Genomic DNA, 13,929 nt, shown 5'->3' with positions numbered 1-13,929 from the left:
GGTGATCTGGTGCGCTGGGGACAAGACGGGGAACTGCAGTATCTGGGTCGTGCTGATGAGCAGGTCAAGATTCGTGGCTACCGGATCGAGCTCGGTGAGATCGAGGCCGCGTTAACGGCTTTGGACGGTGTCCAGCAAGCGGTGGTGCTCGCCCGGGAGGACCGTCCCGGTGACAAGCGGCTGGTCGGCTACATCACCGGCACCGCCGACCCCGCGGACCTGCGCGCCATGCTGGCCGAGCGGTTGCCGTCTTACATGGTGCCCACGGCGGTCGTCGCATTGGATGGGTTTCCGTTGACCGTCAACGGCAAGCTCGACAAGAAAGCCTTGCCCGCACCCGAATACCAGCACCTCGACGATTACCGCGCTCCGACCACACCGACCGAAGAGATCGTGGCCGGAATCTACGCCCAGGTCCTCGGATTGGACCGCGTCGGCGTCAACGACTCGTTCTTCGATCTCGGCGGTGATTCGCTGCAGGCCATGCGGCTGGTCGCTGCGCTCAACCGGACCCTGGACGCCGGTCTGGAAGAGCGCGTCGTATTCGACGCTCCCACGGTCGCCCAATTGATGCTTCGCATCGGTGGTGATGAAGGTCGACAGCAGCCCTTGATGGCCGGCGAGCGGCCTGCAGTGATGCCGTTGTCGTTTGCCCAGAGCCGGCTGTGGTTCATCGACCAATTGAATGGGCCTTCACCGGTTTACAACCTGGCGGCGGGGCTACGCCTGGCCGGCCCGCTCGATGTCGATGCACTGGGTGCTGCGTTCGCCGATCTGCTGGATCGTCACGAGAGCCTCCGCACACTGTTCCCGACGGTAGACGGGACACCTCAACAGCTGATTATCCCCGCCGAGAAGATCGAATTCGGTTGGGAAGTCGTCGATACCGTCGGATGGCAGGCAGAGCGGTTGCAGCAGGCAGTCGAGGAAGCGGCGCGGTACAGCTTCGACCTGGCAGACGAGATCCCTTTTCGGGCAAAGGTTTTCCGACTGGCCGAACACGAGCATGTGCTGGTGGCGGTGGTCCACCATATCGCTGCCGACGGTTGGTCGATCACTCCGCTGGTCGCCGACCTGGGGGTGGCCTATGCCGGCCGGAGCGCAGGGCAGGCTCCCGGATGGCAGCCCTTGTCGATCCAATATGCGGATTACACCTTGTGGCAGCGCGCGCAGCTCGGCGATCTGGAGGACAGCGACAGCCGTATCTCCCAGCAGCTGAGGTTCTGGGCGGACACCCTGGCCGGGATGCCCGAACGCCTGGCATTGCCGACCGACCGACCTTATCCCTTGGTCGCTGACCAAAACGGCGACCGCGTCGACGTGGAGTGGCCCGCCGATCTACAACAGCAGGTCGCGCGCCTGGCTCGCGATCACGACGCGACCAAATTCATGGTCATGCAGGCCGCCCTGGCGGTGTTGTTGTCGAAACTCTGCTCGAGTTCTGATGTCGCGGTGGGCTTCCCGATCGCGGGGCGCCGCGACCCGGCTCTCGACGAGCTGATCGGATTCTTCGTCAACACGTTGGTGCTGCGGGTGGACCTCGCGGGTGATCCCAGCGTTGCCGAGGTGCTGGCACAGGTACGGGCGCGCAGTCTCGGTGCGTTCGAGCACCAAGACGCGCCCTTCGAGGTGCTCGTCGAGCGGCTGAATCCGACCCGGTCCCTGGCCCATCACCCGCTGGTTCAGGTGATGCTGGCCTGGCAGAACGTTCCCGGACAAACCGGTGACGCCGACGGTGGGGTGACACTGGGGGATCTGCAGGTCACTTCGCTACCGCTGGACACCCACACCGCCCGCATGGATCTGTCGTTCTCGTTGGCCGAACGCTGGGCCAAAACCGGAGAGGCCGCAGGCATTTCGGGGACGGTGGAGTTCCGTACCGACGTGTTCGACAGCGGCAGCATCGTGGCCCTGGTCGATCGGTTACGTCGGGTGCTCGAGGCGATGGCTGCCGACCCGAGCAGCCATTTATCGGCGATCGATGTGCTCGACGCCGATGAGCAGGCGCGGCTGGATCAGGTGGGCAATCGGGCGACGCTGACCCGTCCGGCGCCAGCACCGGTGTCGATTCCGGCAGTGTTCGAGGCGCACGTGGCGTGCGATCCTGGCGCGGTAGCAGTCAGTTTCGACGGACGCCGGATGACGTACGGAGAGCTCGACGAGGCTGCGAACCGGTTGGCGCACCTGCTCGTCGAGCAGGGCGTCGGCCCGGGGCAGCGGGTGGCGCTGCTGTTCTCCCGGTCGGTTGAGGCGATCGTCGCGATCTTCGCAGTTCTCAAGTCCGGTGCGGCGTATGTGCCGATCGATCCGGTGGTGCCCGATTCGCGGTTGGAGTTCGTTCTCACCGATTCCGCGCCGGTGGCCGTGGTCACCACCACCGATCTGACCCACCGGCTGGCCGGGCATGCGTTGACGGTGATCGATGTCTGCCAGCTCGCGTCTCGTGCGACCGGCGATCGTCCCGATGGTGTCTTGCCGGTGCCCGCTCCCGATGACATCGCGTACCTGATCTACACCTCGGGCACCACGGGCGTGCCGAAAGGTGTGGCGATCCCGCACCGCAATGTCACCCGGTTGCTGGAGGCGCTGGACACCGAGCTGGAGCTGTCAGCGGATCAGGTGTGGTCACAAAGTCATTCGCTGGCCTTCGATTTCTCGGTGTGGGAGATCTTCGGCGCGCTGTTGCACGGGGCGCGACTCGTGGTGGTCGCCGATTCGGTGGCGCGATCGGCCGAAGAGTTCCATGCGCTCCTGGTCGATGAACGCGTGAGCGTGTTGAGCCAGACCCCATCGGCGTTCTACGCGCTACAAGCCGCGGATGAGCTTTCCCCCGGTTCGACATCTGAACTCCAACTCGAATTGGTGGTGTTCGGCGGGGAGGCACTGGAACCCGCCCGGCTGGGCGAGTGGTTGCAGGACCATCCGGTACTACCACGGTTGATCAACATGTACGGGATCACCGAGACGACCGTGCATGCCTCGTTCCGTGAGATCACCGCCGCCGATGTCGAGGGCAGCGTCAGCCCGATCGGTGTGCCGCTGGACCATCTGGCTTTCTTCGTGCTCGATCGCTCGTTGCAGCCAGTGCCGGTCGGCGTGGTGGGGGAGTTGTATGTGGGCGGTGCGGGTTTGGGCGCCGGGTACGTGGGCCGCCCCGGGTTGAGCGCATCGCGGTTCGTGGCGTGTCAGTTCGGAGCGCCGGGACAACGGATGTACCGCACCGGGGATCTGGTGTGTTGGCGTGCGGACGGGGAACTGCAATATCTGGGCCGCGCTGACGAGCAGGTGAAGATCCGGGGCTATCGCATCGAGCTCGGTGAGATCCAGTCGGCGTTAACGGCTTTGGACGGAGTCGAGCAGGCCGTGGTGATCGCCCGCGAGGACCGTCCGGGCGACAAGCGCCTGGTCGGCTATATCACCGGGGCCGCCGACCCCGCTGACCTGCGCGCCATGTTGGGGGAGACGTTGCCGCCCTACATGGTGCCCGCAGCAGTCGTCGCGATCGAGGCGTTGCCCTTGACCGTCAACGGCAAACTCGACACCCGTGCCCTGCCGGCACCTGAATACCAAGACGTCGACCACTACCGCGCCCCGGCCACCGGCCTCGAAGAAATCCTGGCCGGCATCTTCGCGCAAGTCCTCGGGCTGGAGCAGGTCGGAGTCGACGACTCGTTCTTCGACCTTGGTGGCGACAGCATTTCGGCCATGCAGGTGATATGGCGGGCGCACGGTGCCGGCCTGACCGGTCGCCCGCGCGACATCTTCGTCCAGCAGACCGTGGCTCGGCTGGCGCGGGTGGTCAGGATGGCCAACTGCGCAGGCAGCGAGATCGACGAGGGACTCGGCCCGGTGGTGCCGACCCCGATCATGCGGTGGTTGAAGGACCTGGAAACCGCCGACGGCCCGATCGACGAGTTCAATCAGACGGTGGTGTTGCAGGCACCCGCAGGCGCGTCCGAGGACGATGTCGTAATCCTGTTGCAGGCCTTGCTCGATCGGCACGCTATGCTCCGATTGCGTGCCGAGGACGACAGCGCGGGTGGATGGTCTCTCACGGTGCCACCGGCGGACGGGATGGACGCCCGCGCGTACCTGCACACGGTGGACGTATTGACCGAAGACACGCTGGCGGCGGCGCGGTCGCGGTTGAATCCTGCTACCGGCGCCATGGTCAGCGCGTTGTGGAGTTCCTCGACGGGCCAACTGGCATTGGTCGTTCACCATCTGGCCGTCGACGGTGTGTCGTGGCGAATTGTGCTGGAGGACCTCAACATCGCCTGGACTCAGCATCGCGGCGGTCAGCCGGTGCTGTTGCCGCCCGCCGGAACGTCGTTCACCGGATGGGCCGACCTGCTGGCTGAATACGCCCGTCACCCCGACGTGGTGGGCCAGGCGGACGTGTGGCGGCAGGTGACCTCGGTCCCAGCTGCATTGCCGGCACCCCAACCGGCCGAGGATACGTTTGCCACGGCCGGATACCTGACGGAGTTTCTGGACACCGAGACCACCCGCATGCTCCTCGGCGAGGTGCCGTCGGCATTCCACGCCGGCGTGCAGGAGATCTTGTTGATCGCCTTTGCCCTAGCGTGGGCGCAATACCTGGGGACCGGCGGCGTGCCGGTCGCCATCGATGTGGAAGGTCATGGGCGCCAAGAGGAATTGGCAGGTTTGGGCGACGATCGAGAGATCGACCTGTCACGCACGGTCGGGTGGTTCACCACCAAGTACCCGGTGTCATTGAGCTTCGGCGGCCGCGGAGGCGGGCTGCGTTGGACGCAGGTGGTGGCCGGCGATGCCGCGCTCGGTGCGGTGATCAAAGACGCCAAAGAGCAGCTTCGAGCGCTGCCCGACGGGCTGACCTACGGTCTGCTGCGATACCTCAACCCTGAGGTGGACCTGGCTGGATCCGATCCGGTCATCGGGTTCAACTATCTGGGCCGGCTGGGCTCTCCGGCAGCTTTTGCCTCCGGTGACGTGTGGCGTTTCAGCCAGGAAGGCCTGTCATTGACCGGCGCCGCCGGGGCGATGCCGATTGCTCTGGCGCACTCCGTGGAGCTCAACGCCGTGACGATCGACACCGACACCGGCCCCCATCTGAATGCCACCTGGACGTGGGCGCCGTCGGCACTCGATCAGACGGCCGTCACCCGGATCAGCCGCCTGTGGTTTGACGCCCTGGCGGGGATCTGCGCCCATGTCAGGCGAGGCGGGGGCGGGTTGACCCCGTCGGATATCGCCCCGGCCCGGCTGAGCCAGCAGCAGATCGATGCGCTGCACGGAGAGTTTCCCCTTTCTGACGTGCTGCATTTGACGCCGTTGCAGCAGGGACTCCTGTATCACGCCGGTATCGCCAGCAGCTCCGGCGACGACGTCTATGCGGTGCAGCTGGATCTGGCGTTGAGCGGCCCGCTCGATGTGCAGCAACTCCGCGATGCCGTGCAGACGGTGGTCGGCCGGCATCCGCATCTGGCTGCCCGTTTCTGCCCACAGTTCGAGCAGCCCGTGCAGGCGATACCCGCTGACCCAGTGGCGCCCTGGCGGTATATCGAACTGGACGCCAACGGTATTGGCGTCGACGCGGAGATCGAGAAGATCTGTGCGGACGAGCGGGCAGCAGTGTGCGACCTCGAGAACCAGCCCGCGTTCCGGGTCGCCCTCATCCGTGTCGCCCGCGACCGGCACCGTTTCGTCCTGACCAATCACCACATCGTGCTCGACGGCTGGTCGATGCCGATCCTGATGCAGGAGATCTTCGCCGGATACCACGGGCTGCGGTTACCCGCGGCCTCGCCGTATCGCAGATTCATGACGTGGCTGGCCGAACGCGATCACTATGCCGCCCATAGAGCGTGGCGTGAGGTGCTGGCCGGTTTCGACACCCCGATTCTGGTCGGCCCGCCGCAGAAGTTGCGGTTCGGTGAGCGTCGCGTCGACTCGTATCGGGTGCCGGCGAGGACCACGCGGGCGCTCACCAAGCTGGCGCGTTCGCATCACACCACCGTCAATGTGGTGTTGCAGGGTGCTTGGGCCCTACTGCTCAGCTCACTGACCGGCCAGCCTGACGTCGCATTCGGCACCGTTGTCTCGGGCCGACCCGCGGAGGTCGACGGCGCGGATTCGATGGTGGGTCTACTGATCAATACGGTGCCGGTGCGGGCCACCTTCACACCGGACACGACTACGGCCGATCTGTTGGCTCAACTGCAGAGTGCCCACAACGACACGCTTGAGCACCAGCACGTGGCGCTCAGCGACATCCACCGAATCACCGGCCAGGACAGGCTGTTCGACACCGTCTTCGTCTACGAGAACTATCCGACCGAGGCGGGGACGCAGCCGGGTGGCGACGGATTGGCCATCACCGGTTTCAGCAGCCGCGACTATTACCACTACCCGATCTCAGTGCAGGCCGGGCCGGGCCGGGAGCTTGAACTGCGCGTCCAGTACGACACCGATGTGTTCGACGCCGAATCCATCGACGCACTGATGGAGCGGTTCAAGAAGGTGTTGGTGGAGATGGTCGCCCATCCGGGGCGCCGCGTGTCGTCTTTGGACTTTGTCAAAGGCTCCGAGCAGCGACGGTTGCACGGATGGATCGGCAGGGCGGTTCCCGCTCAGCCCGGGGCCACGCCGGTGCCGGTATCCGAGGTCGCCGAGACCGACAATGCCTACTGCCCCCCGGCCACCTTGATCGAGCAGATCGTGGCCAGCATCTTTGCCGAGGTGCTGGGCGTCGACCGCGTCGGAGTGGAGGAGTCGTTCTTCGAGTCGGGCGGCGATTCGATTTCCGCCATGCGTGCCATCGCCGCGATCAACGGCGCCCTTGACGTCGAATTGACGGTGCTCACGCTGCTCGACGCCCCGTCGGTACGGACCTTGGCGCAGCAGTTGGCCAACACGCCCGTGCAGTGAAGACCGCAGCGTCGACCCGATCGGGTCGACGCTGCGGTCACCACATATAGGGCACCAGGCGGTAGCGCGCTTTCTCCGCGTATTCGCGGTATCCGTCCAACTGTTCGACCAGTAGCTTCTCTTCATCGCGGATACGGACGATGAGCATGAGGAGACCGGGTACGACGGGCAACAGCCCCCAGTAGGACCCGAGCGCGAGCGGGAAGCCGAGGATGGTCAGCACGTTGCCGGTGTACATGGGGTGGCGCACGAGCCCGTAGAGGCCGGTGGACACCAGCTTCTGACCTGACTCGACCTGAACCGTGGAGGCCGCGAAGCTGTTCTGGATGACGACCAGGCTGGTGACCCCCAGACCGACGGCCACCAGGACATCACCGGCCACACAGATCGCCGCCGGCACCGACGACCAGTTGAAGCGATGGTCGAGCGCACTCACCACGACCATCGCCGCCAGTGAGGCGTACCACCCGGCGATGAGGATCTTTTGCAGCGTTCGGCTTTCGGCGGCCGGGCCGGCATGCTTGCGCCGTTGATGCGCGTCGGGGTCGGCGCGCTGCAGGTAGATGCTCGGGATCCACGTCGAGAGAGCGAACACCACAAGGAAAGCCCAGGCTTGCCAGTAGTTGACGGTGCCGGCGAGGGAGAACAGCACCAAGCCGAACACGATGAGTTCGACTATCCCGAATCCCACTACTCTTGCAACGGCTTTCACGATCCTCCTTGTCGGCCGCCGCAGCACCGGCTACCGGCGGGCGTCACGCAGCGCTCGGCCTAACCTACCGTCGGTTATCCGCGAGGTGGTGCGATTGGGGACAAGCCGCGACCCAGTGGAGGGCGCTTTGCGGGCTGTTCGACGCGGCGCTGGTCGGTTACGTTTCCGTCGCGCTCTTCGTGTGCCTCACTGCTACCAGTGACGGCCTGGTGCCCTCGGTGAGATTCGAACTCACACTGTACGGGTTTTGAATCCGTTTCCTCTGCCAGTTGGGATACGAGGGCGTCCCGTTCGGTACTGCGGCCTATCACCTTAGAGGATGGCCCCGAGGTCGCCGAACAGCGGCCTCCACGACACAATGTTCCCCATGACCGGGTCACCGAACGACGCTGACAGCCCCCGCCGCGTGCTCATCGCCGAGGACGAGGCGCTAATCCGCCTCGACCTCGCCGAGATGCTCCGTGAAGAGGGATATGAGGTCGTCGGTGAGGCGGGTGACGGTCAAGAGGCCGTCGAGCTCGCCGAGGCCCTGCGGCCCGACCTGGTGATCATGGACGTCAAGATGCCCCGGCGCGACGGCATCGATGCGGCCTCGGAGATCGCCGGCAAGCGCATCGCCCCGATCGTCATCCTGACGGCGTTCAGCCAGCGGGAGCTGGTCGAACGTGCCCGCGACGCCGGGGCGATGGCCTATCTGGTCAAGCCCTTCAGTGTCACCGATCTGGTCCCGGCGATCGAGGTGGCGGTCAGCCGGTTCAGTGAGATCGCCGCGCTGGAAAACGAGGTGGCGACGCTGGGGGACCGGCTGGAGACCCGCAAGCTGGTCGAGCGGGCCAAGGGTTTGCTGCAGAGCAAACACAAGATGACCGAGCCCGAGGCCTTCAAGTGGATTCAGCGCGCCGCGATGGACCGCCGTACCACCATGAAACGGGTGGCCGAGGTGGTGCTGGAAACCCTGGACGAATCCGAGGAAGCACCCGCTCCCGAGAACTGACCGACCACGCCGGTTGTTAATTGTGGGTTTCTGCCGGGCCCAAATTCCGCGTTCAGCCAGTACGCGCGGAAGAAGCATTCACTCAACATCCCGCACTCGGGCCGGTGGTTGGCTATGTTCTACCCGAAGCTCCGGCGCCCAGCCCTCACAAGGTCAGGGCGCCGGTGCCGCTGAGAACTCTGACCCGGAGGTGAAGCGTGCGCGGTCGCGTGGCACGGAAAGCGTTTGCTCTCGGAAGTGCGGGTGTGGTTGCCCTGGCGATTGCCGGCTGTAACCAATCCTCGCCAGAAGGCGAGGCATCGCAGACCAATTTGAAGATCGTCGAGAAGGTTCAGATCGACGAGAACGGTGCAGAGGTCAAACCCGCCGAGGATGTCACGCCCGCCGACCCGGCCGGCGACGGTAAGGCCACCTGCCCGCCGGTGATGATCGGCATGATGGGTGCCCTCAACGGTCCTGACGCCGCCCTGGGCATCAACATCAAGAACGGCGTGCAGCTGGCGATCGACAAGCACAACGCCGCCAACGCCGGCTGCCAGGTGCAACTCAAGAGCTTCGACACCGAAGGTGATCCGCAGAAGGCCACCGGCGTAGCGCCGCAGATCGTCGACGAGGCGTTCATCATCGGTCTGATCGGCCCCGCGTTCTCCGGCGAGACCAAGGCCACCGGTGATGTGTTCAACCAGGCCGGCCTGCTCGCCGCCACCGCATCGGCCACCAACGTCACGTTGAGCGAGAACGGGTGGCGGACATTCTTCCGCGGTCTGGCCAATGACGGTGTCCAGGGGCCCTCGGTGGCCAACTACCTCAAGAACACGCTCGGCAACAAGAAGGTCTGCGTTGTCGACGACAGCACCGACTACGGTCTCGGCCTGGCCGAGGCGGTGCGTGAAACCCTTGGCCCGGTGGCCGATCCGTCGTGCAACATCTCAGTGAAGAAGGGAGACAAGGAGTTCTCGGCCGCCGTCACCCAGATCAAGGGCGCCGCCCCGGATTCGGTCTTCTACAGCGGTTATTACTCCGAGGCCGCGCCGTTCGTGCAGCAGCTCAAGGACGGCGGTGTGACAGCGACCTTCGTCAGCGCCGACGGCACCAAGGACCAACAGTTCGTCGACCAGGCCGGCGAATCGTCGAAGGGCGCACTGCTGTCCTGCCCGTGTGGTCCGGCCACCGGGGCATTCGCCGACGAGTACACCAAGAAATTCGGTCAGGCGCCCGGCACCTACAGCACCGAGGGCTATGACCTGGGCACCATCCTGCTCAAGGGCATCGACTCCGGTGCGATCACCCGGCCGGCGCTACTGGATTACGTCCGCAAGTACGAGGGCCAAGGTGTGGCGCGCAAGTACCAGTGGACCGACAAGGGCGAACTGACCACCAACTTGATCTGGATGTACGAAGTCAAGTAGTCGCCATACGAAACGCGTCCGAGACCGTCCCAGGACTCGGACGCGTTTCGCTACACATCACTTCAGTCAGGAGCCGCCGCCGGATGATTCACCAGTGCGTCGAGCAGTCCGCCTGCCTGGCAGCCAACATCAGTTTCAACCTGGATGGCCTGCGAGACGGGTTCTGGCAGTTGACGATCGACGGCCTCTCCTGGGGTGCGATCTATGCATTGGTGGCGGTGGGCTACACCCTGGTCTTCGGTGTGCTCCGTCTGATCAACTTCGCCCATTCCGAGATCTTCATGCTGGGCATGTTCGGCGCCTACTTCTGCCTGGACGTGATTCTCGGTTTCACCGCGAGCGGCAACGCCTACAACAAGGGCGTCGCGTTGACCGTGCTGTATCTCGGCATCGCCCTGCTGTTCGCGATGCTGGTCTCGGGGTCGGCGGCGGTCGGTCTGGAACTCATCGCGTACCGACCGCTGCGAAAACGCAATGCCCGTGCCCTGACCTTTCTCATCACGGCCATCGGTATGTCATTCGTATTGCAGGAGTTCGTGCACTTCGTGCTGCCGAAGCTGATGAAGGGCTACGGCGGGAGCAACGCGCAACAACCCATCGTCCTGGTCCAGCCGAAATCCCAGTTCACGATATTCGGCGCGACGGTGTCGAACGTGACGCTGGTGGTCGTGGGCGCCGCGCTCGTGCTGGCGCTTCTGACCGACATCGCAATCAACCGCACGAAGTTCGGACGCGGGATCCGTGCGGTGGCCCAAGACCCGACCACCGCCACGCTGATGGGTGTTTCCCGGGAGCGCATCATCATGCGGACCTTCCTCATCGGTGGCCTGCTGGCCGGAGCTGCGGCGCTGCTCTACACGCTGAAGGTGCCTCAGGGCATCATCTACTCGGGCGGATTCCTACTCGGCATCAAGGCGTTCTCGGCGGCGGTGCTCGGCGGTATCGGGAATCTCCGTGGCGCCCTGCTGGGCGGTCTGCTGCTGGGCATCATGGAGAACTACGGGCAGGCGGTATTCGGAACGCAATGGCGTGACGTCGTGGCGTTCGTGCTGCTGGTGCTGGTGCTGTTGTTCCGGCCGACCGGGATACTCGGTGAAAGCCTCGGGAAGGCACGGGTATGAGCGAGTCTCACGGTTCAGAATCCGCCGGTTCGGTGACAAAGACACTGCTGGCCCCCGGCGACGCCATTCGCGATTCCTGGTCCACTCTGCCGCGGGTGGCCAAATGGGTTGTCGGCGTGGCGGGTTTCGGATTGCTGGCACTGCTGCCGTTGTTCACCCCGAGCTTCCTCAACACTCCTGGCATCAGTTTCGGCGGCACCATGGCGCAGTTCGCCATGATCGCCATCATCGCGATCGGCCTCAACGTCGTCGTCGGCCAGGCCGGCCTGCTCGACCTCGGTTATGTCGGGTTCTATGCCGTCGGCGCCTACACCGTCGCCTTGTTGACCAGTCCTGACAGTCCGTGGAACAAGGTGGGTCCCAACGGATTCTTCAGCAAGGACTGGGCCTGGCTGTCGTGCGTGCCGTTGGCCATGGCCGTCACCGCGCTGGCCGGGTTGATCCTGGGAACGCCGACGCTGCGCCTGCGCGGTGACTATCTGGCCATCGTCACCCTCGGTTTCGGGGAGATCATCCGGCTGCTGGCCGACAACCTGTCCGACGTCACCAACGGTTCGCGCGGGCTCAATCAGGTTGCCTATCCGCGGGTGGGGGAGAGCGAGAAGCTGCCCAACGGCGTGTTCTCCAGCGGCAATTCGGTCGGCGAGGCCAACTACGGCACCTGGTGGTTCTGGCTCGGCCTGATCCTGATGATCGGCATCCTGTTGCTGGTCGGCAACCTGGAGCGCAGCCGGGTCGGTCGCGCCTGGGTGGCGGTCCGCGAGGACGAGGACGCCGCAGAGGTGATGGGCGTCAACACCTTCCGGTTCAAGCTGTGGGCTTTTGTGATCGGCGCCGCGATCGGTGGGCTCTCCGGTGCGCTCTACGCCGGCCAGGTCCAGTACGTCGCGCCACCGACGTTCAACATCATCAACTCGATGTTGTTCCTGTGCGCTGTGGTTCTCGGCGGGCAGGGCAACAAGCTCGGCGTGATCTTCGGCGCCTTCATCGTCGTGTATCTGCCGAACCGCCTGCTGGGGGTCGAATTCCTCGGGATCAACCTCGGTGACCTGAAGTACCTGTTCTTCGGTTTGGCGCTGGTGGTCCTGATGATCTTCCGGCCGCAGGGGCTGTTCCCGGTACGCCAGCAGCTGTTGACCTATGGCAGATCGGCCCGACAGTTGTTGCGCGGCAGCACGGACAAGGAGCCGGTGGGATGAGCGAGCCCATGCCCGGCGTCAGCGAGAGTATCGAGGAGCTGGCCGGGGTACACCGGGACATCCAGGCGGCCGAGGGTGAGGTGCTGCTGGAGACCCGGGATCTCACCGTGAAGTTCGGCGGACTGGTAGCCCTGGACTCGGTCAGTTTCAGCATCCGCCGCGGGGAGATCCTCGGGCTGATCGGCCCGAACGGTGCGGGTAAGACCACCTGTTTCAACGCGATCACCGGCGTGTACCGGCCCAGCTCGGGGTCGGTCATGTTCGATGGCGCCCCGCTGGGCCGGATCAAACGTCATCAGATCACCCGTCGTGGCATCGCCCGTACCTTCCAGAACATCCGCCTCTTCGGTGAGATGACCGCACTGGAGAACGTCATGGTGGGAACCGATGCGCGGCACAAGACCTCGGTGCCGGGCGCCCTGGTGCGGTCCCCACGGCATCGTCGCGAGGAGCGATCGGCGGTCGAACGCGCCGTGGCCCTCCTGCACTTCGTCGGCATCGCACATCGCGGGGAGGAGAAGGCCAAGAACCTTCCCTACGGAGATCAGCGGCGTCTCGAGATCGCCCGCGCACTCGCCACCGAGCCCAAGCTGCTGTGCCTGGACGAGCCGGCCGCGGGGTTCAACCCGGCCGAGAAGGCGTCGCTGATCGAGCTGATCCGCAAGATCCGTGACGACGGCTACACCGTGCTGTTGATCGAGCACGACATGCGCCTGGTGATGGGCGTGACCGACCGCATCGTGGTGCTGGAATTCGGCCGCAAGATCGCCGACGGATCACCACATGACATCCGCGAGGACCCGAAGGTCATCGCCGCGTATCTGGGGGTGCCCGATGACGAACTCGGCTGAGGCCGGCCGCCCGGTGCTGCTCGAGGTGCGCGACGCGGTGGTGCACTACGGCCGCATCAAGGCGTTGCACGGGGTTTCGCTGGTGGTGCACGAGGGGGAGTTGGTCACCCTGCTGGGCTCCAACGGGGCCGGCAAGACCACGATGATGCGGGCGATTTCGGGTCTACGGCCGCTGACCTCGGGCTCGGTGTGGTTCGAAGGACGCGACATCACGCGCGTGAAAGCCCACCAGCGCGTCATCGACGGCCTGATCCAGGCGCCCGAGGGACGCGGGGTCTTTCCGGGCATGACCGTGGTGGAAAACCTGGAGATGGGTTGTTATGGACGCAAATTCGCGTCCCGCCACGAGCATGACGAGCGATTGAACTGGGTGTTCGAGACGTTCCCGAGGTTGGCCGAGCGGCGTTCCCAGGTGGGCGGCACCCTCTCCGGCGGCGAGCAGCAGATGTTGGCCATCGGGCGCGCGTTGATGGCCCGGCCCAGGGTGCTGTTGCTCGACGAGCCGTCGATGGGGTTGGCGCCGATGGTGATCTCCCAGATCTTCAAGATCATCTCCGAGATCAACGCGCAGGGCACCACGGTGTTACTGGTCGAGCAGAACGCCCAACAGGCGCTGAGTCGCTCGGACCGGGCCTACATCCTGGAGACCGGCAATGTCACCCGAACCGGCGATGCGCGGGAGTTGTTGGCGGACGACAGCATTCGTGCCGCCTACCTCGGAGTGGCTTGAG

8 protein-coding genes, 1 tRNA gene and 1 pseudogene are annotated in these 13,929 nt (G+C 65.0%); 8 read left to right on the top strand and 2 right to left on the bottom strand.

Translation table 11 applies throughout. The features are described from left to right. Positions 1–6,562 (top strand): annotated as a pseudogene (locus tag ACZYZF_RS26820) (amino acid adenylation domain-containing protein); the annotation flags it as partial. After that, positions 6,541–6,912: a phosphopantetheine-binding protein gene (locus ACZYZF_RS26815; protein WP_463837349.1), complete on the top strand. Its 372-nt coding sequence runs from the start codon at positions 6,541–6,543 to the stop codon at positions 6,910–6,912. The pseudogene ACZYZF_RS26820 and the gene ACZYZF_RS26815, both read left to right, overlap by 22 nt. A gap of 37 nt (positions 6,913–6,949) precedes the next feature. Here ACZYZF_RS26815 and ACZYZF_RS26810 read toward each other — a convergent pair whose 3' ends face one another. After that, the gene (locus ACZYZF_RS26810; RefSeq protein ID WP_463748064.1) at positions 6,950–7,624 is read right to left on the bottom strand and encodes a methyltransferase family protein; all 675 of its coding nucleotides are present in this window, start codon (positions 7,622–7,624) and stop codon (positions 6,950–6,952) included. 207 nt (positions 7,625–7,831) lie between these two features. Further along, positions 7,832–7,908, bottom strand: a tRNA-Leu gene (locus ACZYZF_RS26805). 83 nt (positions 7,909–7,991) lie between these two features. Between ACZYZF_RS26805 and ACZYZF_RS26800 the strand changes: the two genes are divergently transcribed. The 6 genes from ACZYZF_RS26800 to ACZYZF_RS26775 all read left to right on the top strand — a co-directional run bounded on the left by ACZYZF_RS26800 (position 7,992) and on the right by ACZYZF_RS26775 (position 13,928). Beyond that, a complete protein-coding gene (locus ACZYZF_RS26800) occupies positions 7,992–8,618 on the top strand; it encodes an ANTAR domain-containing response regulator (protein ID WP_463748063.1) in 627 nt (208 codons plus the stop codon). Positions 8,619–8,815: 197 nt separating this feature from the next. Continuing rightward, positions 8,816–10,027, top strand: coding sequence for a branched-chain amino acid ABC transporter substrate-binding protein (locus ACZYZF_RS26795; RefSeq protein ID WP_463748062.1), 1,212 nt, complete (start codon positions 8,816–8,818; stop codon positions 10,025–10,027). A gap of 83 nt (positions 10,028–10,110) precedes the next feature. Then, complete coding sequence (locus ACZYZF_RS26790) at positions 10,111–11,148, top strand: branched-chain amino acid ABC transporter permease (protein WP_463748061.1); 1,038 nt, start codon at positions 10,111–10,113, stop codon at positions 11,146–11,148. Beyond that, positions 11,145–12,347 carry a branched-chain amino acid ABC transporter permease gene (locus tag ACZYZF_RS26785; RefSeq protein ID WP_463837324.1) on the top strand — a complete coding sequence of 401 codons (1,203 nt, stop codon included), beginning with the start codon at positions 11,145–11,147 and terminating at the stop codon, positions 12,345–12,347. The genes ACZYZF_RS26790 and ACZYZF_RS26785 overlap by 4 nt, the downstream gene beginning before the upstream one ends. Then, complete coding sequence (locus ACZYZF_RS26780; protein ID WP_463837323.1) at positions 12,344–13,198, top strand: ABC transporter ATP-binding protein; 855 nt, start codon at positions 12,344–12,346, stop codon at positions 13,196–13,198. The genes ACZYZF_RS26785 and ACZYZF_RS26780 overlap by 4 nt, the downstream gene beginning before the upstream one ends. After that, positions 13,182–13,928 carry an ABC transporter ATP-binding protein gene (locus tag ACZYZF_RS26775; RefSeq protein WP_463837322.1) on the top strand — a complete coding sequence of 249 codons (747 nt, stop codon included), beginning with the start codon at positions 13,182–13,184 and terminating at the stop codon, positions 13,926–13,928. The genes ACZYZF_RS26780 and ACZYZF_RS26775 overlap by 17 nt, the downstream gene beginning before the upstream one ends. Position 13,929: the final 1 nt, after the last annotated feature.

The organism is Mycobacterium sp. IDUB_24, from assembly GCF_055419385.1.
Note: the sequence above shows the minus strand (reverse complement) of the source record. Positions and strands in the feature narration are given on the sequence as shown.